Annotated in this window: 20 protein-coding genes; 17 read left to right on the top strand and 3 right to left on the bottom strand. The window is 72.1% G+C overall.

The genetic code is table 11. The features are described 5' to 3' along the window. Window positions 1-284 precede the first annotated feature (284 nt). On the top strand, window positions 285-821 hold the full coding sequence (locus ABD292_RS47215) for a helix-turn-helix transcriptional regulator (RefSeq protein ID WP_344219744.1): 537 nt from the start codon (window positions 285-287) through the stop codon (window positions 819-821). A 37-nt stretch (window positions 822-858) separates the two neighbouring features. Here the strand turns inward: ABD292_RS47215 and ABD292_RS47210 are convergent, their stop codons facing one another. Then, on the bottom strand, window positions 859-2,043 hold the full coding sequence (locus ABD292_RS47210) for a DUF2786 domain-containing protein (RefSeq protein WP_344219742.1): 1,185 nt from the start codon (window positions 2,041-2,043) through the stop codon (window positions 859-861). A 144-nt stretch (window positions 2,044-2,187) separates the two neighbouring features. After that, window positions 2,188-3,879 carry a carbohydrate binding domain-containing protein gene (locus ABD292_RS47205; RefSeq protein ID WP_344219740.1) on the bottom strand — a complete coding sequence of 564 codons (1,692 nt, stop codon included), beginning with the start codon at window positions 3,877-3,879 and terminating at the stop codon, window positions 2,188-2,190. Between the two features lie 468 nt (window positions 3,880-4,347). Here ABD292_RS47205 and ABD292_RS47200 point away from each other — a divergent pair, with 468 nt between their 5' ends. From ABD292_RS47200 to ABD292_RS47150, 11 genes are all read left to right on the top strand, one after another. Then, window positions 4,348-5,601, top strand: a complete 1,254-nt coding sequence (locus tag ABD292_RS47200) for an SGNH/GDSL hydrolase family protein (protein WP_344219738.1) — start codon at window positions 4,348-4,350, stop codon at window positions 5,599-5,601. Between the two features lie 202 nt (window positions 5,602-5,803). After that, window positions 5,804-8,023 carry a hypothetical protein gene (locus ABD292_RS47195; RefSeq protein ID WP_344219736.1) on the top strand — a complete coding sequence of 740 codons (2,220 nt, stop codon included), beginning with the start codon at window positions 5,804-5,806 and terminating at the stop codon, window positions 8,021-8,023. Between the two features lie 102 nt (window positions 8,024-8,125). Continuing rightward, window positions 8,126-9,241 carry a GntR family transcriptional regulator gene (locus ABD292_RS47190; protein WP_344219734.1) on the top strand — a complete coding sequence of 372 codons (1,116 nt, stop codon included), beginning with the start codon at window positions 8,126-8,128 and terminating at the stop codon, window positions 9,239-9,241. 57 nt (window positions 9,242-9,298) lie between these two features. Beyond that, window positions 9,299-10,591 (top strand): extracellular solute-binding protein, encoded by a 1,293-nt coding sequence (locus ABD292_RS47185; RefSeq protein ID WP_344219732.1) that lies wholly within the window; start codon window positions 9,299-9,301, stop codon window positions 10,589-10,591. Then, window positions 10,588-11,520, top strand: coding sequence for a carbohydrate ABC transporter permease (locus tag ABD292_RS47180; protein WP_344219730.1), 933 nt, complete (start codon window positions 10,588-10,590; stop codon window positions 11,518-11,520). The genes ABD292_RS47185 and ABD292_RS47180 overlap by 4 nt, the downstream gene beginning before the upstream one ends. After that, a complete protein-coding gene (locus ABD292_RS47175) occupies window positions 11,513-12,325 on the top strand; it encodes a carbohydrate ABC transporter permease (RefSeq protein WP_344219728.1) in 813 nt (270 codons plus the stop codon). The genes ABD292_RS47180 and ABD292_RS47175 overlap by 8 nt, the downstream gene beginning before the upstream one ends. Window positions 12,326-12,354: 29 nt before the next feature. Beyond that, the gene (locus ABD292_RS47170; RefSeq protein ID WP_344219726.1) at window positions 12,355-13,362 is read left to right on the top strand and encodes a Gfo/Idh/MocA family protein; all 1,008 of its coding nucleotides are present in this window, start codon (window positions 12,355-12,357) and stop codon (window positions 13,360-13,362) included. Continuing rightward, the gene (locus ABD292_RS47165; protein WP_344219724.1) at window positions 13,359-14,129 is read left to right on the top strand and encodes a sugar phosphate isomerase/epimerase family protein; all 771 of its coding nucleotides are present in this window, start codon (window positions 13,359-13,361) and stop codon (window positions 14,127-14,129) included. The genes ABD292_RS47170 and ABD292_RS47165 overlap by 4 nt, the downstream gene beginning before the upstream one ends. Further along, entirely contained in the window at window positions 14,126-15,571 is a 1,446-nt protein-coding gene (locus tag ABD292_RS47160; RefSeq protein WP_344219722.1) for a beta-N-acetylhexosaminidase, read from the top strand. Before ABD292_RS47165 ends, ABD292_RS47160 begins: the two co-directional genes overlap by 4 nt. Then, entirely contained in the window at window positions 15,558-16,583 is a 1,026-nt protein-coding gene (locus ABD292_RS47155) for an NAD-dependent epimerase/dehydratase family protein (protein WP_344219720.1), read from the top strand. Before ABD292_RS47160 ends, ABD292_RS47155 begins: the two co-directional genes overlap by 14 nt. Window position 16,584: 1 nt before the next feature. Then, window positions 16,585-17,592: a dihydrodipicolinate synthase family protein gene (locus tag ABD292_RS47150; RefSeq protein ID WP_344219718.1), complete on the top strand. Its 1,008-nt coding sequence runs from the start codon at window positions 16,585-16,587 to the stop codon at window positions 17,590-17,592. Window positions 17,593-17,638: 46 nt separating this feature from the next. Here the strand turns inward: ABD292_RS47150 and ABD292_RS47145 are convergent, their stop codons facing one another. Further along, window positions 17,639-18,784, bottom strand: coding sequence for a mandelate racemase/muconate lactonizing enzyme family protein (locus ABD292_RS47145; protein ID WP_344219716.1), 1,146 nt, complete (start codon window positions 18,782-18,784; stop codon window positions 17,639-17,641). 179 nt (window positions 18,785-18,963) lie between these two features. On the opposite strand from ABD292_RS47145, the gene ABD292_RS47140 reads away from it, so the two are divergent. The 5 genes from ABD292_RS47140 to ABD292_RS47120 all read left to right on the top strand — a co-directional run bounded on the left by ABD292_RS47140 (window position 18,964) and on the right by ABD292_RS47120 (window position 23,884). Beyond that, window positions 18,964-19,560 carry a DUF1707 SHOCT-like domain-containing protein gene (locus tag ABD292_RS47140; RefSeq protein ID WP_344219714.1) on the top strand — a complete coding sequence of 199 codons (597 nt, stop codon included), beginning with the start codon at window positions 18,964-18,966 and terminating at the stop codon, window positions 19,558-19,560. 45 nt (window positions 19,561-19,605) lie between these two features. Beyond that, complete coding sequence (locus ABD292_RS47135; RefSeq protein WP_344219712.1) at window positions 19,606-20,169, top strand: hypothetical protein; 564 nt, start codon at window positions 19,606-19,608, stop codon at window positions 20,167-20,169. A gap of 110 nt (window positions 20,170-20,279) precedes the next feature. Further along, the gene (locus ABD292_RS47130; protein WP_344219710.1) at window positions 20,280-20,816 is read left to right on the top strand and encodes an MFS transporter; all 537 of its coding nucleotides are present in this window, start codon (window positions 20,280-20,282) and stop codon (window positions 20,814-20,816) included. 109 nt (window positions 20,817-20,925) lie between these two features. Continuing rightward, window positions 20,926-21,492, top strand: a complete 567-nt coding sequence (locus ABD292_RS47125) for a sigma-70 family RNA polymerase sigma factor (RefSeq protein ID WP_344219708.1) — start codon at window positions 20,926-20,928, stop codon at window positions 21,490-21,492. Window positions 21,493-21,574: 82 nt separating this feature from the next. Then, a complete protein-coding gene (locus tag ABD292_RS47120; protein WP_344219706.1) occupies window positions 21,575-23,884 on the top strand; it encodes a heavy metal translocating P-type ATPase in 2,310 nt (769 codons plus the stop codon). The last annotated feature ends 62 nt before the right edge of the window (window positions 23,885-23,946 follow it).

The raw sequence follows: 23,946 nt of genomic DNA, 5'->3' as shown, positions 1-23,946 counted from the left end.
CCGGGCGTGGTGCGCCTCTCAAATGCGTGTTGCCCCACGTGTGATGCCGTTTGTCGCGGAGAATTCCATTGCTGAGAGCGCCGGTCCTGATCTCTGTGCCCTGCTCATGAATCCTCCTGGTCGGGAAGTGACTGGACGGCGAGCACCTACTCCTTCCGACTTGTGCGAAGATCGGGCTCTTCGGCCTTCAATCGCAAGCATCGTATAAGCGGAATAGCCAGCGTTTATTGACTGTCAGTGCGTAGTTCTTGTCGTGGAGCGCAATCGCATGAGGAGGGTGCGGTGTGATCGAGTTGCGCAGCGCGGACGTCCCAGCCGCCGAACGGTTCGGCTGGTGGTGCGACCTGACCGCCCGGCAGCTGATCCCCACCGAGATCAGCAGCGACCACACCGCCGACTTCCACGCCTCGGTGTCGCTCCTGCCGCTCGGGGCCGCCCTGGTGGCGTCACCGCGCTGCGACGGCATGCGGTCGACGCGCACCGCCCGGCTCGTCCGGCGCTCCGATCCGGAGCTGTGGATGCTGACGCTGGTGCGCACAGGGACGATGTGGCTCGAACAGGGCCGTGACCACATTTCGGTGCGCTACCTGCACCACATCTTCCGGCAGGAGGAACAGACCATCGGTGGCTACATCCGCGGGCAACGCCTGGAGCGCTGCCGCGCCGACCTGACCGACGGCCGCCACGCCGGCCGCAGCGTCACCGAGATCGCCGCACGATGGGGATTCGCGGACGCCGCGGCGTTCAACCGGGCATTCCGCTCCGCCTATGGAATGCCGCCGGGCGTATATCGACGACACGCAGCGACCGGAAGCACCTGACGGCGGCCGCCACTGGACGATCACCTCATCCGGCGCGTCATCGCTCCCGTGCCTCAAGGCTGGCCTGGTCGGCGGCGGTACGGCCCGCCGCCCAGCCCTCCCGGTCCCAGGACGTGCGGATCGCGTGCGAGACCAGGTTAGGGAACAGGCGCTCGACCGCCTGCTCCACCTCCTGCTCGCGCGCCGCCAGCACCGGCACCAGGTCGGTGCCACGGCTGGCGCTCTCCCGCGCGACCGCGTCCGCCGTGGCCTCGGCGAGCCGCTCCCCGATCCTGGAGGCGAACGCCGACAGGAACGACTGGCGGAACGTCTTGTTCCGCGACCGGCCGTTGCCGTGCTTCTTGGTGCCCGAGTTCACCAGCGAGGTCTGCGCCTGCACCAGCAGCGAGGTGAACAGCATCTCCACCCAGGACAGATCCGCCCGAAACCCCATCACGGTGGCGAACCCCAGCTCCTGCGACCAGATCACCCGGCACCGGTTGGCCTCGGCGACCAGGTTGAGCAGCACGGCCTTGGGCTGCTCGTACGGCGCGTCGATGCCGATCCGGATGCCCGCCGGGGCGTCACCGCCGCCCGGCTGCGCGTCCAGCATCGCCGCGTCGATGCTGTACTTCGCCATCAAGCTCTGCGCCGCCGACATGAACGTCTCCGCCTCGGCCTCGTACGCGGTCGACTCCGCCTTGGCTAGCAGCGCCCGCACCCGCGTGAGCGTCTTCTCGCTGACCGCGTGCGCGCGTGCCTGGACCGTACGGCGGGCGGCCCCGGGCGGCGGGCTCAACGTCTCCAGCCGGGGCAGCCCGGTCAGCAAGGCCAGCAGTTCCAGCACGCCGGAGACGGTCACCAGGCGGCCGGCCCGGTCGCGCGCCTGCCGCGCCGCCAGGTAGCCGCCCTTCCACCACACCGCGGCCTCCAGGCGGGCGAGCTGGTCGCGCCAGCGCTCGTCCACGGTGGCCGGCGCGTAGGCCCGCATCTCCCAGGCGATGAGGTCGGCCGCCGCCCGCCCGTGCCAGTCGGTCAGCCGCCTGGCCGCGACCCTGACCACGTCGGCCGGCTGCCAGCCGTTGCGCCACAGCGTCGAGATCGCCCCGGTCACGGCCTCCACCAGCACGCGATCGGCGTCGTCGCGGTCGGCCAGGAAGGCGGTGGCGGCGTCGAAGGCCGCCTGATCCTCGGCGGCAAGAGCCTCCATCGCCGCGCCGATCAGCTCATTGGCCTTGCTCACACGTGCCGCCCACCTCGAAGAAAGTCCGCCAGGACTCTACCGCGACGGAGCCGATGCCGAGGGCGGAGCGGGCGGTCGTACGCCTCGAAGGCGTCGCCGTCCCGCCCGTTGTGGAACAGGCGGGACGGGGGGCAGCACGGGGGATCAGCTCCCGCAGGGGTTGGTCGCGTTGGCGGTGACGATGCCGTCCTTGACGGTGGAGGTGCCGGTGCTGAGGGTGTAGTCGTTGCCGTTGTTGTTGTCCCAGGTGCCTGAGCCGTTGTTGAAGGCGGCCTTGAGGCTGGTGGCGTCGGCGAGGGTGATGGTCTTCTTCTTCCAGCCGGTGCAGGCCGTTTCCATGGGCACTCCTGGGACGGTGGTCCAGGTGCCGTTGATGCCGTAGTGGATGTTGGCCGTGGCCCAGCCCGTCCTGTAGTAGACGGTGGCTTGCTTGTCGTTCGGCTGGGGGGCCGAGCCGGTGTGGAGAGCGACCGCGCTCTTGGCGGGCACGGTGACCGTCGCCCTGCCGCTGGAGTCGACCGTCACCGTGCCGGTGCCCGCCACGTTCGGGTACGTGCCGGCGGGCAGGCCGGTGGTGAAGGTCTGGGTGACGGCGCCGCCCTCGTTGTTGATGGCGACCCAGCCCTTGTCGCCGCGGCTGAAGGCGATCAGGTTGTTCCCGTTGTCGGTCCAGTTGGCGACGCCGGCGCCCTTGACGGCGTTGTAGAAGCCCACCATGCCGGAGACCTGCCGGTCGAAGCAGGTCCACTGACCGTTGGAGCAGTTGACGTCGGTGACGTAGCCGCCGCCCGCCGAGGGCGGGCCCGCCTCGCTGTTGTTCCAGGTGTAGGAGGCGTACACCTGAGGGGTGCCGAACGGCCAGGCGAGCATGAAGAGGTTGGCCAGCCTGTACGTGTCGCCGCTCTTGTAGGTGAGCGTGGAGCCGCCCCGCTCGGTGTCGTGGTTGTCGACGAACACCACGGCCTTGTCGCTGGGCACCGACAGACCCCAGCTCTCCCCGAACGTGCGGAGGTTCTTGATCTGGCCGGTGAACTGTTCCCGCAGCTTACGGCCGTAGACGAACTCGTCGACGTCGCCGACGCCGGTGTACTGGCTCGGCTGGACGGCCTCCTGGTCGCCTTGGATGACCTCCTGGTGGATGTAGGGCGACCCGACGAGCTTGGCCTTGATGGCGGCCAGGTCGCCGGGGTTGATGTGCTTGGCGGCGTCGATGCGGAAGCCGGACACGCCGAGCGAGGTCAGCTTGTTCATGTAGCCGGCGATCTTGCCCCGGACGTACTCGGACCCGGTGTTCAGATCCGACAGGCTCACCAGCTCGCAGTTCTGGACCCGCCAGGCGTCGTTGCGGTAGTCGCCCTGGTCGATCTGGCAGGTGGGCTGGTGGAAGTCCTGGGAGGAGTAGAGACCCGGGTAGTCGTACTTGCTGAAGGTGTAGCCGCCGTAGCTGGTGGCGCCCTGGCCGGTCATGTGGTTGATGACCGTGTCCACCTGGACCTTCACGCCGGCGCCTCCGCAGGTGTCGACCATGCGCCTGAACGCGGCCTCGTCGCCGAACTTGCTGGTCAGCTCGTAGCGGGCGGGCTGGTAGATGTCCCACCAGACCGTGCCGCCCTTGGTCATCGAGTCCTGGGGCGGCGACACCTGCACCGCGCCGTACCCGGCCGGGCCGAGCACTTCGGTGCACTCCCTGGCCACCGAGTTCCAGTTCCAGTTCCACAGGTTGGCGATCACGCCGACGTCGGAGGCGGCGCGGGCGGGGGCTTGGTTCAGTACGGGCACGGCGACGCCGCTCGCCGCCGCTAATGCGGCGGCGACGAATGCTTTGTAGAGTTTCATACGGGGATCTCCAGAAACGTGAGGATGGGGTCCCATCAACGGGCTGGGTGGGCCAACACCCGGCCCGTTCTGCTTTCGAGGCTGCTCGTGGCCGTGCCGGCGGCGCTCTGGCATCACGGTGGGGGAGGGGCACCATCAGAACCTCCGCGTTCGGATTTCCTCGGTGTTGCCTGGAAGTTACTCGGCGAGCAAGGGTCGTGCAATACTTTGCAGCCTTTTGTGGGGTAAATGTCGGTGTATGCGTACAATATGGCGATTTATCCTGATATGGCGCTGTAGTTCTTGCGGGCACTTTTCCTGGCTCCGAAGGCGTGGGAGCAAGGCCGACCTCGCTTCGCTGAGTGAAAGCGGCTTTGCAAGCTTTCAGAATATTGCGAAACGAATACGGTCATGTTGACGGCGCCGGTGCGGCATGTTGTGATCCATCCATGCGTATTTCGTACGCATTTAGTAGGAAATGAGGTGGTTATGGGGTTACTTCAGCGTGCCGCCGCGGTAGTCATGCTCCTGGCGAGCGCGGGAGGCATCCAGGCCGTGCAGAGCGGGCCGGCGCAGGCGGCTCTGCCCACCGCCGCCGTCGTGCTCGGTGACAGCTTCGTCAGCGGGGAGGGCGCGGGGGACTACCTGCCCGTCGTCGACGCCTCCGGCACGGCGCAGGCCTTCCCCGGCTGGTCGGCGGCCAACAGCAACGCCTACTTCTGTCACCGGTCGGCGAACGCCTCGGTGTTCACGGCGTCGCTCCCGGGCATCCAGCAACGTTTCAACCTCGCGTGCTCCGGCGCCCAGCCCGCCGACATCGCCGCCCCCTCCAGCGCCCGGGCCGAGGGCCGCGCCGTCGCCTCGCAGCTCGACCAGCTGCGCGCCGTCGCCCAGACGCACGACATCGACGTCGTGCTCGTCGGCCTCGGCTCCAACAACACCCAGTTCACCTTCGGCGACGTGGCCACGCTGTGCGCCAACCGCTTCATCGCCGACGCCTGGACGGGCTGGTGGGAGTTCTGGGCCTATCTGAAGGGCGAGGTGCCGCAGCAGCCCTGCACCGCCGCGGACCTGGCCACCGACGCCGAGGTCGCCGCCGCCACCGCCGAGACCACCGCGGCCCTGCGCCAGATCCTCGACACCCTCGCCCAGGTCGACGCCGACGGCGCCCACCAGGTGATCCTGCAGACCTACACCAACCCGCTGCCGCCCGAGCTCGCCCAGCAGTACCACGAGGAGGACGGCCGCGCCGACACCCGCGACAAGTTCCGCGCCCTCGGCGCCGAGCGCTACGCCGCCGGGTGCCCGATCCACCGGGCGAGCCTCGCCCCCGGGCACGTGTTCTCCCAGAACCTCGGCTCCCTGGTCAGGAACGCGTACACCACGCTGGCAGCCGAACGCCCGGCCGCCGACCTGCGCGTGCTGGACGTCCAGCGGGCTTTCGACGGGGCCAGGCTCTGCGAGAACCCCGGCAGCCCGGCGGGTGCGCTCGCCACGCCGGTCCGGGTGCAGGACGGGCCGTCCGGCACGTTCATCACCAGCCTGTCCGGCTGGGACAAGATCGGCATCCAGCGGGCGGCGAACACCTGCGTCACCTACTTCCAGACCTGCCAGGAGTCGTGGCACCCCAACGCCGCGGGCCACACGGTCCTCGGCCAGTGCCTGGCCGGCGCGGTCGCCGCGGCGCCGCGCACGATCGTCACGTGCGCCCGTAACGCGAACGGCACGCTCACCATCTCCTGACGTCTCCGCGGCTTCGCGTCCGGCTGTACGGAGCCGGACGCGAAGCGGGGCAGGCGGTCGGCTCCGGCTCGTCCCTGCGGGGACGGAATACATGCCATTTTTCCCCAACACTTTCGGGGCTATCGTTTCGGCCATCTCGTGAATCGGGCGCCGGGAACAGGCGGTTTCCGGCACCAATTCATTCCCAAAGGAGGTGGCTTCCGTGCCCGCTGCGTTGTGGAGAACCGCCGGCGCGCTCGTGCTCGCCGTGCCGCTCGCCGTGCCGCTCGTCGGGGCCGTCCCGGCCGCCGCCCGCGCGGCCGACCCGCCGTCGGTGACCATCGACTCCTCGGAGTCGGGGCCCGGCGTCGTACGGCTGGCCGGGCGCTTCACCGGCGCGTACGACGTGTCCCTCGTGGTGAACGGGGAGCGGATCGAGCGGGCCAGGGTCAGCGACCCGGACGCCGACGACACCGGGACCTGGACCCACGACCTCGACGTCGGCGAGATGAACGGCGAGATCGAGGTCTACGCGAAGGCGACGGTCGCGCAGACGCGGTACGGCACCTGGTCGCCGCCGCTCACCCTGCGCGTGGACAACCCCCGGGCCGCGAAGCCGGAGGTGGAGATCACCGAGCCGGCCGACGGGGCGCGCCTCACCCGGCCCACACCCGTCCGGGTGCGCGTCGCAGGGAAGGACGTGCGCTCGGTACGGGTCCGCGTCAACGGCGGCCCCTGGCAGCGCGCCGCCGGGGCCGCGGGCCGCTACGTCACGCTGGTGAACCCCGCCAGGTACGGCGACGTCATGGCGAGCCTGGAGGCGGAGGCCACCGACGCGCGCGGCCACGTCACCAGGTCGGCCACCCGGTACGTCGCCCTCGGCGCGGCGAAGAAGCGCCGTCCGGAGCCGCACCGGCAGGACCGGGCGATGTGGATCTGGGAGAAGGCGAGCTACAACCTGGTGCTCAACCCGGGCTCGCGCCGCCTGCTGGAGACGGTCCTCCCGCCCGGTTCGACCATGTACCTGGGCGTGGACACGTACATGGGACGGGACATGATCGAGGACGCGCGTCCTGAGCTGCGCGACCTCGTGGCCTGGGCGCACGGCCGGGGCATGAAGGTGCACGCCACCGTGGCCGGCGGGACGCGCCCGCCCTATCTGGGGACGCTCTCCCGCTACCGCGACCGCGCCGTGGGGGAGATGGAGCGCGTCCTCGACTACAACCTGTCGTCGAGGCCGGCCGAGCGGTTCGACGGGATCAACGTCGACATCGAGCCGTACATCCTGCCGTGGTTCACCAGCTCGAAGCCCGACCTGCAGATCCAGTGGCTGGACACGCTCCGCGCGATGATCGCGCGGCGTGACGCGTCGGGGCAGCCCCTGCTGTTCGGCCCCGCCGTGCCGCGCTGGCTGGACACCTCCGCCTGCTGCACGGACATCACGTACGGCGGGACCACCCGCACCCTGGCCGAGCACGTCCAGGACCTCAGCGACTACATAGCGATCATGGACTACCGCGACCAGGCGGACGGCAGCGCCGGCATCATCGCCCAGGCGGCCGGCGAGCTGGCCTACGCCGAGCGGATCGGCAAGCCGCTCTCCGTGGTCGTCGGGGTGGAGACCCTCGACATCGCGACGAGCGGCGACCCGGCCACCATCACCTTCCGCGAGGAGGGCAGGGACGCGCTGGAGGCGGAGCTGGCGAAGGTCGGCCAGGCGTTCTCGGGCAGCCCGGCCTTCGCCGGGATCGCGCTGCACCACTACGACTCCTACCGCGAGCTGCCCACGGTCTGGGGCCCCTCGGCCCGCTGGCCCGAGCCGCCCGCCGACTCCCGGCCGCCCACGGGCGTGGCCTCGCCGCCGGAGGCGGTCGCGTTCGACCACGCCACGGTCGATCTGACGTACGGGCGGGCGTACGACGACACCGAGGTCGACTTCTACGAGGTGCACCGGTCGACCGAACCCGGCTTCACCCCCGGCCCCGGCACGCTCGCGGGGAAGGCGCGCGGGCTCAGCCACACCGACACCGGCCTGCTGCCCGGCACCACCTACCGGTATCGGATCGTGCCCGTGGACGTGGCCGGGCACCGCGGGCCCGCCTCCGATCCGGTGACCGTGACGACCGCGGCCACCGACCTGCGTCCCATGGTCGTGGAGTCGATGGCGGTGACGCTGGAGGCGGGCGCGGCCAAGGTGCGGCTGCGCGTCGTGGACAAGGAGAGCGGGCAGCCGGTGGCCGCCACCGTGCGCGGGCGCTTCACCTTCTCCGCCGGCCGGTACGTGACGGTGACCGCGGGCGCCGACGGCTGGGCCATCGCGACCTCGGAGGCGCTGAAGCTGCCGACCGGCGAGGTCGGCTTCGCCGGTCACCGCCTCACCGCCCCCGGCCACTACTGGGCCGCCGCCTACGACCGCGACAAGGCCGTCACCGCCCGCTGGTAAGCGTGAATTCATTCCTGATATGACGTGAATAACGGAGTGAATTCAGGGTTGACATTGCTGCAATATGCCGAGAAGAATCCGGTCATGGAGCCACCTGAAGGAATGAATTCCCTCCCAAGGGGTCGGCGATTCCGCACCCTCGCGGCCCGCCTGCGGCAGGAGATCGTGCAGGGCCGCTATCCGGTCGGAGCCCGGCTGCCGACCGAGTCCGAGCTGGCGCAGACCTACTCGGTCGGGGTCAACACCGTCCGCCGCGCCGTCGACCTCCTGGTCGAGGAGGGGCTCGTCCGGCGCCGGCAGGGGTCGGGCACCTTCGTCACCAGCTCCGTCACCACGGGGGCCAGGCCGCGTCTCATCGGCGCGCTGGTCCCGTCGAACACCTACTACTTCCCGCAGGTCGTCCAGGGCATCGAGCGGGCGGCCTCCGCCGCCGGCGTGCGGCTCGTGCTGGCCTGCTCCAACTACGACCCCGACGTCGAGGCCGGGCAGATCCAGCAGCTCGTCGACGTCGGCGTGGCCGGCCTGCTGCTGGTGCCCAACCTGCACCTCGCCGCCGACCCCGACGCCCACCTGGCCCGCCTGCGCGAGCTGCCCGTGCCGTACGTCCTGGTGGAGCGCCGCCCGGCCGACCCCCGCCCGGCCGACCCGACCTCCTACGTCTGCACCGACGTGCACGGCGGCGGCTACGCGGCCGTCCAGCACCTCAGCGGGCTCGGCCGGGTCCGGATCGGCTACCTCGGCAGGATCGGCACCGCCAGCTCCGAACAGGTCTTCGCCGGATACCGGCAGGCCGTCGCCGACCTCGGGCTTCCGGAGATCCCGGAGGCCGTGGCCCGGCAGCCCGTCTGGACCGGCCCCGACATGCTGGCCTACGCCAACGCGCTGGTCGCCGAGAAGGTGCGCGCGGTGGTGTGCCTCGGCGACCGCGAGGCCACCGCCCTCCTGCCCTATCTGCGCAGGGTCGGCCTCACGGTGCCCGACGACATCGCCGTGGTGGCCTACGACGACGAGGTCGCCGACCTGTCGGAGGTGCCGCTGACCGCGGTCTCGCCGCCGAAGGCCGAGGTGGGCCGCATGGCGACCGAGCTGCTGCTGCGCCGGATCGAGCTCGGCCCTGCCGCGCCGGTCTGCCGGGTCGTCCTGCAGCCCCGCCTGGCCGTGCGCGCCTCCTGCGGAGCCGCCTCCGGCAGCCTGGTCGAGGTCCGCGTCCCTTCCTGACGCCGCCGGGCGTCCCCCCTCACCCCCTCCCCCCTCTCCGTTCCTTTGGAGGACCCAATGAGAGTGCGCGTGCTCGCCGCTGCCGCGGTGGCCGTCCTCACCGTGGCCGGCACGACGTCGTGCGGCGGCTCGGCCGACGACTCCGGCGCCGTCACCCTGAAACTCGGCTTCTACGCCGCCGCCGGCGACCCGGCCGACACGACCATGCGGCAGCTCGTCAAGGAGTTCGAGGCCGCCAACCCGTCGATCAAGGTGCAGCTCGAGGTCGCGCCGTACGTCAAGTTCTTCGAACGGCTCCGCACCCAGATCGCCGGCAACCAGGCGCCGCAGGTGTGGCTGTCGGACGGCGTGCTCGTGCAGGAGTTCGCCGCCCGGGGCGCGCTCGCCGACCTGAGCGACCGGGTGAAGAGCGTCAACGCCGCCGACTACTCCGGCATCGAGCTGAACCGCGACGCCCAGGGCCGGGTCTTCGGCTTCCCGCAGGGCGCCCAGACCCCGGTGCTCTTCTACAACAAGAAGATGTTCGCCGAGGCCAAGGTCGCCGAGCCGACGGCCGATTGGACCTACGACGACCTCGCCGCGGCGGCCAAGAAGCTGACCAAGGACACCAACGGCGACGGCAAGCCCGACGTCTACGGCTTCCGCGCGTACTCGCCGGGCTTCACCGAGAGCTGGTGGCCCATCGTCAAGGCGTTCGGCGGCGACGTCGTCACCGACGGGGGACGCAAGGTCGTCATCGACAGCCCGCAGTCCACGGCCGGGCTCGACTGGATGCTGCGCGCCATGGGCAAGGACGGCTTCGCCCCCGACTACGTCACCACCGAGGCCATGGGCAAGGGCGTCGTGCACACGCTCTTCGCCACCGGCCGGGTCGCGATGTCGTACGGCATCTACGCCCGCACGCTGCCCGCGCAGAGCGCCGGCGTCGACTTCGGCGTGGCGCCCCTGCCGAAGGGCCCGGCCGGTCGCGGCAACGTCGCGATCGTGAACTCGTGGGTGGTCAGCAAGGCCGCCTCCCCGGCGCAGAACGACGCGGCCTGGAAGTGGATCACCTTCTTCTCCGGCGAGGGCCCGCAGCGCAAGTGGGCCGAGCTCGGCGAGGCGATCCCGATCAACAAGAAGGTCGCCACCACGGCCCTGGCCCCCGACCGCGGCCCGGTCTTCCTGGAGTCGCTCGACGCGGCCACCGACCTCGGCACCAACGCCGTGTGGTCGGAGTACACCGAGGCGCTGGCCAAGCGCATGAACGAGGCGCTGTCGGGCGCGACGCCCGTCGCCGCCGCCCTCCAGTCCGGGCAGAAGGAGGCCCAGGAGGTCATCGACCGCTTCTACGCCGGGAAGACGCAGTGACGCTGCTCGCCAGGCGTACCGAGCGGACGGCCGCCGCCGAGCGGCCGCCCGCCCGGAAGCGGCACGCGGGGGAGCGGCTCTGGGCCTTCGCGTTCGCCTCGCCCTACCTCCTGCACCTGGTCGCGCTGGCCGCCTGGCCGCTGCTGGCCTCGCTGTTCTTCAGCATGACCGAGTACGACCTGATGTCCCCGCCGAGGTTCGTCGGGTTCGGCAACTTCACCCGGCTCTTCGAGGACCCGGTCTTCTGGCGCACGCTCGGCAACACGGCGTACTTCGCGGTGCTGTTCGTGCCCGTCCAGACGGCGCTGGCGCTGGCGCTGGCGATCGCGCTCAACCAGCGGCTGCGCGGCATGGCCCTGTTCCGCGCGGCCTACTTCGTCCCGGTGGTCTCCTCGTGGGTCGTCGTCGCCTACGTCGCCGACGCGGTCTTCAACCCCCAGACGGGCATCGCCAACCAGGTGCTCGGCCTCTTCGGGCTGCCCGCCGAGAACTGGCTGCAGGATCCCGCGCTGGTGATCCCCACGCTCGCGGCGGTCGCCGTGTGGAAGGGCGTCGGCTACATGATGGTGCTCTTCCTGGCGGGCCTGCAGGCCATCCCGGAGGAGCGCTACGAGGCCGCGAAGATCGACGGCGCGTCGGCCTGGAACCGGTTCCGGTACATCACGCTGCCGGGCATCTCCGGCACCACGTTCCTGGTGCTGGTGCTCACCTCCATCGAGACGCTGCAGTCGTTCGAGCAGGTCTTCGTGATGACCGAGGGCGGGCCGCACGGCGCGAGCGAGCTGACCGTGCTCTACCTCTACCGCCAGGGTTTCCAGTTCTTCCAGATGGGCTACGCCTCGGCCATCGCGTGGGTGCTGTTCGTGCTGGTGCTCGCGCTCACCCTGGTGCAGTTCCGGCTCCAGCGCAGGTGGGTGCACTATGCGTAAGACCCTCTCGTACGTCCTGGTCCTCGCGGGCGCCGCGGTCATGCTGCTGCCCTTCGTCGCGGCGCTCGGGAACTCGCTCAAGAGCTTCGCCCAGTACATCCAGGTCCCGCCCGTGTGGATCCCCGACCCCGTCCAGTGGGACAACTACGCGGAGGTGTGGCGGCGCGCCCCGTTCGGGCTCTACCTGGTCAACAGCGTCGTGATCGCCGTGCTCGCGGTCGTCGGGAACGTGCTCACCAGCGCCATGGTCGGGCACGCGCTGGCCAGGATGCGCCTGCCGGGCAAGCAGGCGCTGCTCACCATGGCGCTCGGCACCATGATGCTGCCGACCGTCATCACGATCGTCCCGAACTTCCTGCTGTTCCGCTCGCTGGGCTGGCTGGACTCGCTGCTGCCGCTCATCGTGCCGTACTGGCTGGCCACGCCCATCGGGATCTTCCTGATGCGGCAGACGTTCCTCGGCATCCCCAAGGACTTCGAGGAGGCGGCGGGCCTCGACGGGGCCAACCCCTGGCAGGTGTTCTGGCGCATCCACCTTCCGCTGGCCAAGCCCGCCCTGGCCACGCTCGCGGTCTTCACCTTCACCACGTCGTGGAAGGCCGTGCTGGAGCCCACGATCTACCTCACCTCACCCGAGAACTACACGCTGCCGGTCGGCGTCCTCAGCCTCAAGGGGCAGTTCGTCGGCAACGACCAGCTCGTGACGGCGGCGGCGATGATGAGCCTGCTGCCGATGCTGATCGTGTTCGTGCTGGCCCAGCGTTACTTCGTCCGCGGAACCATGTCCGCGGGTCTCAAGGGCTGACAGGCCCCCTCCCCGTCAGAAAGGAAATCGTGACCACAACATCCGGGCTGCGCCTGGGCGTCATCGGCGCGGGCACCATCGCGGAGTTCCACGTGGCCGCCGCCCGCCAGAGCGCCGGGCAGGTGAAGGTCACCGCGGTGTGCGACGTACGGGCCGAGGCGGCCGAGAAGCTGGCCGCGGAAGCCGGCGCCCGCGTCTTCACCGACCACCGGTCGATGATCGACGCCGGCGGCCTCGACGCGGTCGTGATCACCGTCCCGCACGCGCTGCACGCCCCGATCACCCTCGACGCCGCCGCGGCCGGGCTGCACGTGCTCGTGGAGAAGCCGATCGCCACCACGCGCGAGGACGCCCTCCGCATGATCGAGGCGTGCCGCGCGGCCGGCGTCGTGTTCGCGGTCGGGCACGTCCTGCGCTTCGTCCCGACGCTGCGCGCCGCGGCCGGGTTCCTTGCCTCGGGCGAGCTGGGCCAGGTCGTGGTGGCCTCCGAACGGCGCACCGCCGACTACGGCGACCCCTCGCGTCCCCGCTGGTTCCTCGACGCCGGCATGGCGGGCGGCGGCATCGTGCTCAACGTCGGCACCCACAGCATCGACAAGCTGCAGATGCTCGTCGGCTCGCCGATCGTCGAGGTCACCGCGCACGTCGCCGGGCCCGCCGGCGAGTCGGTGGAGACCGAGGCGGTCGCCCTGGCCCGGCACGCCGACGGCACCCGTTCGACGATCTCCGTCACCGGGACCGGCCTGCCGTTCACCGACGAGGCCGAGATCGTGTGCGGCGAGGGCGCGCTGCGCATCAGCCGCGGCGAGGGCGTCTGGTCCTTCCGCGGCGGCGTGGCCACCCAGGTCGCCGCGCCCGGCAGCGGCGAGATGGCCACGGCGTTCGCCGCGCAGCTCGCCGACTTCGCGCGCGCCTGCGCCGCCCGCACCGCTCCCGAGGTCACCGCCGAGTACGCCCTGTCGGTCCTCGACGTCGCCCTGGCCGTCTACGAGTCCGCCCGCCTGGGCTCCACCGTCACCGTGAAGGGACAGTCATGAACCCGCTCGCTTTCAGCACGCTCGGCATGCCGGGCGCCCCGGCCGAGGAGGTCATCGCCACCGCCTCCCGGTACGGCTGCGCCGCCGTCGAGCTGCGCTGCGCGGAAGGCGAGATCGTCGCGCCGGACACCCCCGCCGCCGAGCTGCGCTCGATCGCCCGGACGTTCGCCGGCGCCGGGATCGAGATCGTCGCCGTGTGCTCCTACACCCGCGTGGCCAGGCCGGACGGCGATCCGGTGGCCGAGGTGCTGCGCCACGTCGAGATCGCCGAAGCGCTCGGCTCGCCGTACGTGCGGGTCTTCGGCGGCGTCGAAGGGCAGGACGACCCGGCCGCCGCCGCGACTCGGAGGCTCGCGGACGTGGCCGGACGGCTGCCGGACAACGGCGTGGACGTGCTGCTGGAGACGCACGACGTGTTCCTGACGGGCGAGGCGATCGCCGGCGTGCTCGCCGGGGTCGGCTCGCCGCGCGTGGGCGCGCTGTGGGACGTGGTCAACCCGTGGCGGGCGGGCGAGAGCGCCGCCGCGACCGCGGACGCGCTGGCGCCGTACCTGCGGCACGTGCAGATCAAGGACGCGGCCTCGCCCGCCGACCTGGCGCCGGTGCTGCCCGGCCAGGGCGCGGTGGGGGTGCCCGGCGTGCTCGCCGAGCTCGGCCGCATCGGGTACGCCGGCCACCTGGCGCTGGAATGGGAGCTCGCCTGGTATCCCGACGCGCCGCCGATCGGCGAGGCCCTGACCGCCTTCCGCAAGGTGCTCGGGCGATGATCCCCCTGGTCGCATCGGCGGCCACGGACCAGGGGCGGTTCCCGCTGGGCCCGGGCACCCGGGTGAGCGGCCCGCGCGCCGATCTCGCACGGGACCTGCTCGGCCTGGACACCCGCGGCGACGGCCCCGGCGAGGTCGTGCTCAAGCTGGTGGCCGACCCGTCGCTCGGCGCGGAGGGATACACCCTCACCGTCACCCCGGACCGCGCGGTGATCGCCGCGGCGGGCGCCGCCGGGCTCGGCTGGGGCGTGCAGACGCTGCGCCAGCTCGACGCGCCCGGCGGCGTGCCCTGCGGCACCGTCCGCGACGTGCCCAGGTACGCCTGGCGCGGCGTGATGATCGACGTGGCCCGCTGGTGGCGTCCGGTGTCGTTCCTGCGCGCGTACGTCGACCTGCTGGCGCTGCACAAGTTCAACGTCCTGCACCTGCATCTCACCGACGACCAGGGCTGGCGGTTCGAGGTGCGCGCCTACCCGCGGCTGACCGAGGTCGGTGCCCGTCGGGCCGAGTCCCCGGCCGGGCACGCGCGGGAGGGCAGGTCCGACGGCACCCCGCACGGCGGCTTCTACACCCAGCGGGAGCTGCGCGACCTGGTGGAGTACGCCGCGGCGCGCGGCGTCACCGTGGTCCCCGAGATCGAGTTCCCCGGGCACTCGCAGGCCGCCATCGCGGCCTGCCCGTGGCTCGGCCACCCGTCCGCGGAGCCCGTCGAGGTGCGGACCACGTGGGGCATCTCCTCGCACGTGCTCAACGTGAGCGACCGCGCCGCCGCGTTCGCCCGCGACGTGCTCGACGAGCTGAGCGACGTCTTCCCCTCCCCGTACGTGCACATCGGCGGGGACGAGGTCCGCGGCGACGCCTGGGCGACCAGCCCGGAGGCGGCGCGGCGGGTGGCGGGCGCCGGGCTCGACGGGCCGGAGGCGCTGCTCGGCTGGTGGGGCCGGCTGCTCGCCGACCACCTGCGCGGGCTCGGCCGCCGCGCCGTGGCCTGGGACGACATGCTCGACCACGACCCGCCAGAGGACATGGTGATCATGGCGTGGCGCGGCGTGGACCGGATCGAGGCGGCCGCGCGGGCGAGCCACGACGTCGTCGCCGCCCCGCACACGCACACCTACCTCGACTACGCCGAGTCCGACGCCCCCGGCGAGCCGGTCAGCATCTCGGGGCCGCTGCCGCTGGAGACCGTGTACGGCTTCGACGCGGGCGACGCCGTCCTCGGCCTGCAGGCGCAGCTCTGGGGCGAGTACCTGCCCACGAGGGAGCGCTTCGACTACAACGCCTTCCCCCGGCTGTGCGCCGTCGCCGAGGCGGCCTGGTCCTCCGGCCGGGACCTCGGAGACTTCACCCGGCGGCTGACCGCCCACCTGCCGCTCCTCGACCGGCTGGGTGTGGCGTACCGGCGGCCGTACGACCAAGGAGCGGCACGTGTTCACCTCTGAACGGGAGCTCGACGACCGGCTGGCCACCCCCTCGGCCGCGCTGGTCGCCGACGCCGGCGCGCTGGACGGCGACCTCGTCGTGCTCGGCGCGGGCGGCAAGATGGGGCCGAGCCTGGTCAGGCTGGCCAGGCGCGCGCTGGACGCGGCGGGCCGGGGCTCGGCCCGCGTGTACGCCGTGTCCCGCTGGACCGACGGCCGCGCGGCCCGGGCGCTGGCGGAGGAGGGCGTGGACGTGGTCGCCCACGACCTGAGCGCCGGCGACGACCTCGACGGGCTGCCCGACGCGGCGAACGTCGTGTTCATGGTGGGGGCCAAGTTCGGCACGTCGGCCGCGCCCTACCAGGCGTGGGCGGTCAACGCGGCGCTGCCGGCCGCCGTCGCCCGGCGCTACCGGGACTCGTCGGTCGCGGTGTTCTCCACCGGCAACGTCTACCCGCTGGTGGACGTGGCCTCCGGCGGCAGCGCCGAGGACGACCGGCCGGAACCGGTCGGCGAGTACGCGATGAGCTGCCTCGGCAGGGAACGCGTCTTCGAGCACGCCGCCGCCGCGTACGGCACCCGCGTCTCGATCCTGCGCCTCAACTACGCGGTGGACCTGCGCTACGGCGTGCTCGCCGACCTCGCGGTCACGGTGGCGGCCGGCGAGCCGGTCGACGTCACCACCGGGCACGTCAACGTCGTGTGGCAGGGGTACGCCAACGAGGTCGCGCTGCGCTCGCTGCGGCACGCGCGCGCCCCTGAGCCGTTCACGATCAACCTGACCGGGCCGGAGACCGCGTCGGTCCGGCGCACGGCGACCCGGCTGGCGGCCGCGCTGGGGACCAAGGCGTCCTTCGCCGGCAGCGAGAGCGGCACCGCGCTGCTCAGCGACGCCTCGGTCTGCCACGGCCTGTTCGGCTACCCGGACGTGCCGCTGGACACGCTGATCCGCTGGCAGGCCGGCTGGTTGTCGCGCGGGCTGCCCCTGTCGGGCAAGCCGACCAAGTTCGCGGTACGCGACGGGAGGTTCTGACATGTCGATCGACCTGCTGCGGGAGGGCGCGGTCATCCCCGCCCACCCCCTGGCGCTGACCGCCGCCCGCACGTTCGACGAGCGCCGCCAGCGCGCGCTCACCCGCTACTACCTCGCCTCGGGAGCGGGCGGCGCGGCCGTGGCGGTGCACACGACGCAGTTCGCGATCCGCGAGGCGGGTCTGCTGCGGCCGGTGCTCGAACTCGCCGCCGAGGTCGTGGCCAAGGAGGCCGAGCGGCCCTTCGTCCTGGTCGCGGGGGCGTGCGGCGACACCGCGCAGGCCGTGGCGGAGGCCGAGCTCGCGGCCTCGCTGGGCTACCACGCGGTGCTGCTGTCGCCGAAGGTGCCGGGCGCGGGCGAGCCGGAGCTGCTGGCACGTGCCAGGGCGGTGGGCGAGGTGCTGCCGGTGGTCGGCTTCTACCTCCAGGAGGCGGTGGGCGGGCAGCGGCTCAGCCCGTCGTTCTGGAGGTCGCTGAGCGAGCAGGAGTCGGTGGTGGCGATCAAGATGGCGCCCTTCGACCGGTACCGCACCGTCGACGTGGTCAACGCGGTGGCGGCCTCGGGGCGGGGCGACGACATCGCGCTCTACACCGGCAACGACGACAACATCCTGGCCGACCTGCTCACCCCCGTCGCGGGCCGCCGCGTCGTCGGCGGGCTGCTCGGCCAGTGGGCGGTGTGGACGCGGGCGGCGGTGCTCATGTTCGAGGAGGTGCGCCGGGCCTGGGCCGGGGACGACGACGTCCTGCGGTCCCTGCTGGCCCGCGCCGCCGACCTCACCGACGCCAACGGCGCGGTGTTCGACGTGGCGGGCGGCTTCCACGGCTGCATCGCCGGGGTGCACGAGGTGCTGCGCGGCCAGGGGCTCATGGCCGGCACCTGGTGCCTCGACCCGGACGAGGGGCTGTCGCCGGGGCAGGCCGGGGAGATCGCGCGGGTGCGCGCGGCCTACCCGTGGCTGGTGGACGACGACTTCGTCGCCGCGCACCTGGACGACTGGCTCCGCTGAGCCGGCGAGCCCGGGGTGGGGGATTCCCCGCCCCGGGCTCGTGTTCTCAGATGGCCCAGTGGGCCGTGGACAGGGCGCGGACGGCGTCCTCGTCCACCTCGACGCCGAGGCCGGGCCCGGTGGGCACCAGGGCCGTCCCGCCCGTGACCTTCACCGTCTCGCCGCCGACGTACGCCGAGCGCACGAACTGGCGGCCGTTGAGATCGACCGGGGTGTCCACGCCGAAGGCGGCGAACAGGTGCAGCGAGGCGGCGAACCCCAGGTCGGTGTCCGTCAGCCCCGACCCCATGATCCGCAGCCCGGCGTCCTCGGCGAGCTGGCACAACCTGCGGGAGAGCGTGAGGCCGCCCGACCGCTGCACCTTGGCGATGGCGATGTCCACGGCGTCGAGCTTCACGAACGTGGCCAGGTCGGACGGATGGCGCAGGCTCTCGTCCAGCGCCACCGGCAGCGGGCTGTGGTCGCGCAGCCGGCGCAGCCCGGTGACGTCGTTGGCGGGCAGCGGCTGCTCGAACGCCGACACGTTCAGGTCCGCGAGCCGCCGCGCCATGCGCAGCGCGCCGTCCACCGTGTAGGCCTGGTTCGCGTCCACCCACAGGGGCGCGTCCGGGGCGGCCTCCCTGACCGCCGCGACGACGGACAGGTCCGTCGCCTCGTCGTGCAGGCCCACCTTGACCTTGTACGCGCCGTAGCCGTGCGCCCGCCCCTCCTTGACCGCCTGCCGCACCTCGTCGGCCGTCTGACCGGCCACGATCCAGCCGAGCGTGATCCGGTCGAGGCGGCGCTGGCCCCACAGCACGCCGACGGAGACGCCGAGGGCCCGGCCGAGCAGGTCGTGCAGCGCGATGTCGAGCGCCGACTTGGCGATGGGCGACCCGATCGTCAGCCCCCTGTTGATCACCTTCTCGTAGACCGCGCAGGCGCCGTCCAGGTCCCACGCGGGGCGTCCGACGAGGGCGGGAGCGAGATAGCGGGCGATCGTCGTCGAGATCGACTCCACGGTCTCGTAGGTCCAGGCGGGGGTCGGCGTCGCCTCTCCCCAGCCGGTCACCCCGCCGGCCGTCACCTTGACGAGAACCCGTTCGGCGGGCTTTCCCTCCGTGGTGACGTTTCCGCCGGAGATGCTGAACGACCGGATGGACGGCAGCTCCACGACGAATACCTCGATCCGCTCGACGACCAGCGATTCCATGTTTCTCCAAGCGGCAGGAATTCATGCTCTTTTTATATTTCCAGCATCCCGAATCTAGCACGCCGGAAATAATTCACGAATTAGCGGAATGAATTCATGCGCCCGCTTTCCAGGGCGCCCTGGCCGGCGACAGCCAGCCCGGACGGCCTGCTTTCCCCATATCTCCCTATCATTGGGGCATGAACGATGGGCTTCCGGAACCAGTCGGCCGTGATGGGTGGCGCGTCTCGCACGACGAGCGTGAAGCGGTGGTGGAGCGGCTGAACACGGCGGCGGCCGAGGGCCGGCTCGACCTCAGCGAGCTGGACGCCCGCCTGGAGCAGGCGTTGAACGCCAAGACGTACGCCGACCTGGCGCCTCTCACCGCCGACCTGCCGCCGGACGTCCCGGTGAACCAGGAGCCGCTGGTCCTCAAGGGCGGCATGCACGGCCTGACCCGCTCGGGACGCTGGGACGTGCCGCCGCGCATCACCGTGTACGGCGGCATGGGCGCCGTCAAGCTCGACTTCACCGAGACCGAATGCCGGCTGCCCGAGGTCCACATCGAGGCGCAGGGCCAGATGGCCGGCGTCACGATCATCATCCCCGACGGCTGGGCCGCGGAGACGTCCCGCATGGAGGGCGGCCTCGGCGGTTTCAAGGACAAGACCACCCCGCAGCGCCTCCCCAGGACCCCGCTGATCCGCCTCTCCGGCACCGGCGGCGCGGGCGGCGTGGTCATCCGGCACCCCAACACCTGGGAACGCAGGAAGCAGCGGCGCCTTCAGGGCCGTTAGGGGCGGCCTTCCCGACCGGGTCGCCGGGCTGGAAGGATGAGTGCCGTGTCCGCCCTCCGACGGGTCTCGCGTGTGGCGCGCGCCGCTGTCTTCGCCGCGGTGTGCGTCGTCGTGTCCGCGGGCGGTCACGTCCTGGCCGGAGGCGTTCCGGCCGCGGTGCCCACGTTGCTCGCCGGCGTGCTGGGGGCCTTCGCCCTCGCCTTCGTGCTCAACGGACGGCCGCGCGGGCCCGAGACCGTCGTCACGGCGACGGCCGCCGCTCAGATCCTGCTGCACGAGCTGTTCACCAGGAGCGCCGGCGTCACCGTGACCGCCGCCGGGCATGCGCACACCGGGACGCCCGGCGCCGGCATGGCCGTGGCGCACCTCGTGATCGCGGTGATGAGCGGATGGTGGCTGTATCGCGGGGAGAGCGCGTTCTGGCTGATGGTCCGGCTCTGGGGGACGGCTCCGCTGCCGAAGCTGCGGCGGTTGCTCGCCGGCGTGGTCGAGCCGTTCGTGACGCCGGTCGCGGTCGTGCTCGTGGCCGGGGCGGGGACGTATCGCGGGCCTGAGCTCGTACGGGCGATCCTGCGGCGCGGGCCGCCCGTGGCCGCGCACGCGCACTGACGCCCGCCCCGGCCCGTTCGCCGGGGCGGACCTTTCCCCAAGCATCGACACGGGCGGCATCGGCCGCCGTGCCGGTGCCGGCTCGCCGCCCTGAGACGACAGCCGGAGTCATGCCCGCTGGAGTGATGTTCCGCCTGCTGCGCACCACGGCCTTCGCCGTGGTGTGCTGCGCGCTGTCCGCGTTCGCCCACCTGCTCGGGGGCGGCAGGGTGACCGCCCTCATGGCGGTGGCCGGCATGGCGGTCTCCTTCGTCGCCGCCATGCCGGCCACCGGCCGGGAGCGAGGCGGGCCGGCCGTCTTCCTCCTTCTCGCGGGTGTGCAGGTGGCGTTGCACCTGCTGTTCTCGTTCGCGCCGCCGGGGCTGCCGGGTGTGCCCGGCGGGCATGCGCACTCCGGGCTCGTACCGGGTGTGGGGATGCTGGTCTCCCACGGTCTGGCGACCCTGATGACGGCGCTCTGGCTGGCGCGGGGTGAGGCGGTGCTCTGGGCGCTGCTGCGGCACCTCGGGGTGCGTGTCATCGTGCTGCTGCCTGGGGCGCACCGCACGCCGTACTGGACGGTGGTCGTCCGCGCCGTCGAGCCCGCGCCTCTTCGCTCCGCGGTGCTGGAGCACGCGCTGAGCGGGCGCGCCCCACCGGCCGGCTGAACCTCTCGTTCCTCCCCTTCACCGGACGGATGCGCTCCGCCCGGCGGTCGTCGTACGCCCGAAACGGGAGTTCTCCATGCCGGAAACACCAGACCAGAGAGTGATCGATGTGAATCCTGTTGTCGCTGATGAACGCGCCGACGACGATCGGCGCCTGACCGCGCTCGCGCTGGCCGCCCGCGACGGCGCGCCCGCGGACGTCGCGGCCTTCACCGAGGCGGTGTACGCCGACGTACGCCGTTTCCTTGCCTACCTGACCGACGTGCAGTCGGCCGACGACCTGACCCAGGAGACGTTCGTCCGGGTCCTGGGGAGCCTGCCGCGCTTCGCCGGGAGATCGTCGGCCAGAGCGTGGTTGTTGTCCATCGCCCGGCGGGTGGTCGTCGACCGCTTCCGGGCCGCGCGGGCCCGGCCCGTGGTGGCGGACCTGGCGGACTGGCAGGCCGCCGTGGAGCGGTGCCAGCCACGTGACCTGCCCGGCTCGCAGGACGCGGTGGAGTTGGCCGAACTGCTGGCCGAGGTGCCGCAGGAACGGCGCCGCGCCTTCGTGCTGACCCAGGTCGTGGGCCTGCGGTACGTCGAGGCCGCCGAACTGCTCGGCTGCCCGGTGGGAACGGTGCGCTCCAGGGTGTCCCGGGCCCGGCACCAGCTTTCCGCGTCCTGGCTGGCCGCCTGACCATCCTGTGACGCAGGTCGAGGGAACTTCCGCCTCGATCCGTCCGACGGCTCCGGTGAACCCACAGAACTCGGAGTCCTCAATGACAACACGCACCGCACAACCAGGGCAGGCCGGTCTCGGAACGGAGGCCGTCCAGCTCCTCATCGGCGGCATGACCTGCGCCTCGTGCGCCGCCCGGGTGGAGCGCAAGCTCAACCGGATGGACGGCGTGAGCGCCAGCGTCAACTACGCGACCGAGAAGGCGACGATCGAGGCCGGCGGCGTCCCGGTGGAAGAGCTGATCCGGACGGTCGAGCGCACCGGCTACAGCGCCGAGGTGGTCAGCCCGCGGGCGCCGGCCGCGCCGGAGGACACCGACGACCGGCGCGTGCGGATGCTGGGCCGGCGCATGATCGTCGCCGTCGGGCTGGCCTTCGTGCTGATGGACCTGTCGATGGGCATGGCGTTCGTCCCGGAGTGGCACTTCGCGGGCTGGCAGTGGGTGCTGATCGGCCTGACGCTGCCGATGGTCACCTGGTGCGCCTGGCCGTTCCACCGCAACGCCTTCCGCGCGGCCCGGCACGGCGCCACCTCCATGGACACCCTGATCTCGACCGGCGTCATCACCTCGACCCTCTGGTCGGTGTACGTCATCCTGTTCCCGATCGACGCCGGACCCGCCGGGCCGGGCCTGTGGGCGGCGCTGTCCGCGCCGGACAGCGCGTTCTACCTGGACGTCGCCGCGGGGGTGACGATGTTCGCGCTGGCCGGGCGGTACCTGGAGGCGCGGGCGCGGCGCTCCTCCGGCGCGGTGCTGCGCCGCCTGGCCGAGCTGGGCGCCAAGGACGTCAGCGTGCTGCGCGCCGACGGCAACGAGTACCGCATCGACGTGGCGGACCTGCGCACCGGCGATGTGTTCGTGGTCCGGCCGGGGGAGAGCATCGCCGCCGACGGCCGGATCGAGTCGGGGCAGAGCACCATCGACACCAGCGCCATGACCGGCGAGCCGGTGCCCGTCGAGGTCGGCGAGGGCGACGCGGTGACCGGCGCGACCGTCAACCTCAGCGGACGTCTGTTCGTCCGCGCCACCCAGGTGGGCGCGGGCACCCAGCTCGCCGCGCTGATCCGGCTCGTCGAGCACGCCCAGGCCGACAAGGCCGCCGTGCAGCGGCTCGCGGACCGGATCTGCGGCTGGTTCGTCCCGGCCGTCTTCGTCCTGTCGGCGCTGACCCTGGCCGTCTGGCTGCTCGCCGGCGGCCAGACCCACCAGGCGGTCACGGCCGCGCTGGCTGTGCTCATCATCGCCTGCCCGTGCGCGCTCGGACTGGCCATCCCCACCGCCCTGCAGGTCGCCTCCGGCACCGGCGCCAAGCTCGGCGTGTTCATCAAGAGCCATCAGGCCATGGAGTCCGCGCGGGTCATCGACACCGTCGTGCTGGACAAGACCGGCACCCTCACCCAGGGCCGCATGAGCGTCGTGGACCTCGTCGGCGAGGACACCCTGCGCTACGCCGGAGCCGTCGAGGACGCCTCCGAGCACGCCGTCGCCACCGCCATCGCCGCCCACGCCCGCGCCGAGCTCGGCGACCTGCCCGAGGTGGACGATTTCACCGCCCTGGCCGGACTGGGCGCGAAGGGCACCGTCGAGGGCCGGCGCATCCTCATCGGCTCGGCCCGGCTGCTGACCCGGCACGACGTCGCCATCCCCCCTGTCCTCGACGACGCGCGGACCCGCTGGGAGAGCCAGGGCCGCACCGTCGTCCTCGTCGCCGCCGACGGGACGGCCATCGGGGCGCTCGCCCTCGCCGACGCCGTCAAACCCTCCGCCGCCGCCGCGATCGCCCGCCTGCACGCCATGGGACTCCGCACCCTGCTGCTCACCGGCGACAACGCCACCACCGCCCGTGCCGTCGCCGCCCAGGCCGGCATCACCGAGGTCGTCGCCGAAGTGCTGCCCGCCGACAAGGAGGCCACCATCGCGCGGCTCCAGGGCGAGGGCCACCGCGTGGCCATGGTCGGCGACGGCATCAACGACGCCCCGGCGCTCGCCCGCGCCGACCTCGGGCTGGCCGTGGTGGACGGCACCGACGTCGCGCTGGCCGCCGCCGACCTCATCCTGATCCGCGACGACCTCGACGTGGTCCCCACGGCGCTCACCCTGGCCCGCGCCACCCTGCGTACCATCCGCGGCAACCTCGTCTGGGCCTTCGGCTACAACGTGGCCGCCCTCCCACTGGCCGCCACCGGCCTGCTCAACCCCCTCATCGCCGGCGGCGCCATGGCGTTGTCCTCGGTGTTCGTCGTCACCAACAGCCTGCGGCTGCGCCGCTACGCGCCGCCTCCGGCGACCGGCGACTTCCTCACCGCGCACCTCGACGACGAGGACGAGGCGGTGCGCGAGAAGGTCTGACCCGTCACGGCTGAATTTCCCGGGAACCGGGGCGGGCTTCGCGACGACTGGTCGGACGAGCC

Source organism: Nonomuraea bangladeshensis, from assembly GCF_039529455.1.
Lineage (GTDB): Bacteria > Actinomycetota > Actinomycetes > Streptosporangiales > Streptosporangiaceae > Nonomuraea > Nonomuraea bangladeshensis.
This window is presented reverse-complemented; position numbering and strand designations above follow the sequence as displayed.

Bases quoted from the DNA above. Each gene is read 5' to 3' on its own strand.
- ABD292_RS47175 (WP_344219728.1), top strand. From the start codon at position 11,513: ATGCGTAAGACCCTCTCGTACGTCCTGGTCCTCGCGGGCGCCGCGGTC.
- ABD292_RS47185 (WP_344219732.1), top strand. From the start codon at position 9,299: ATGAGAGTGCGCGTGCTCGCCGCTGCCGCGGTGGCCGTCCTCACCGTG.
- ABD292_RS47120 (WP_344219706.1), top strand. From the start codon at position 21,575: ATGACAACACGCACCGCACAACCAGGGCAGGCCGGTCTCGGAACGGAG.
- ABD292_RS47165 (WP_344219724.1), top strand. From the start codon at position 13,359: ATGAACCCGCTCGCTTTCAGCACGCTCGGCATGCCGGGCGCCCCGGCC.
- ABD292_RS47160 (WP_344219722.1), top strand. From the start codon at position 14,126: ATGATCCCCCTGGTCGCATCGGCGGCCACGGACCAGGGGCGGTTCCCG.
- ABD292_RS47200 (WP_344219738.1), top strand. From the start codon at position 4,348: ATGGGGTTACTTCAGCGTGCCGCCGCGGTAGTCATGCTCCTGGCGAGC.
- ABD292_RS47140 (WP_344219714.1), top strand. From the start codon at position 18,964: ATGAACGATGGGCTTCCGGAACCAGTCGGCCGTGATGGGTGGCGCGTC.
- ABD292_RS47190 (WP_344219734.1), top strand. From the start codon at position 8,126: ATGAATTCCCTCCCAAGGGGTCGGCGATTCCGCACCCTCGCGGCCCGC.
- ABD292_RS47130 (WP_344219710.1), top strand. From the start codon at position 20,280: ATGCCCGCTGGAGTGATGTTCCGCCTGCTGCGCACCACGGCCTTCGCC.
- ABD292_RS47150 (WP_344219718.1), top strand. From the start codon at position 16,585: ATGTCGATCGACCTGCTGCGGGAGGGCGCGGTCATCCCCGCCCACCCC.
- ABD292_RS47205 (WP_344219740.1), bottom strand. From the start codon at position 3,879: ATGAAACTCTACAAAGCATTCGTCGCCGCCGCATTAGCGGCGGCGAGC.
- ABD292_RS47145 (WP_344219716.1), bottom strand. From the start codon at position 18,784: ATGGAATCGCTGGTCGTCGAGCGGATCGAGGTATTCGTCGTGGAGCTG.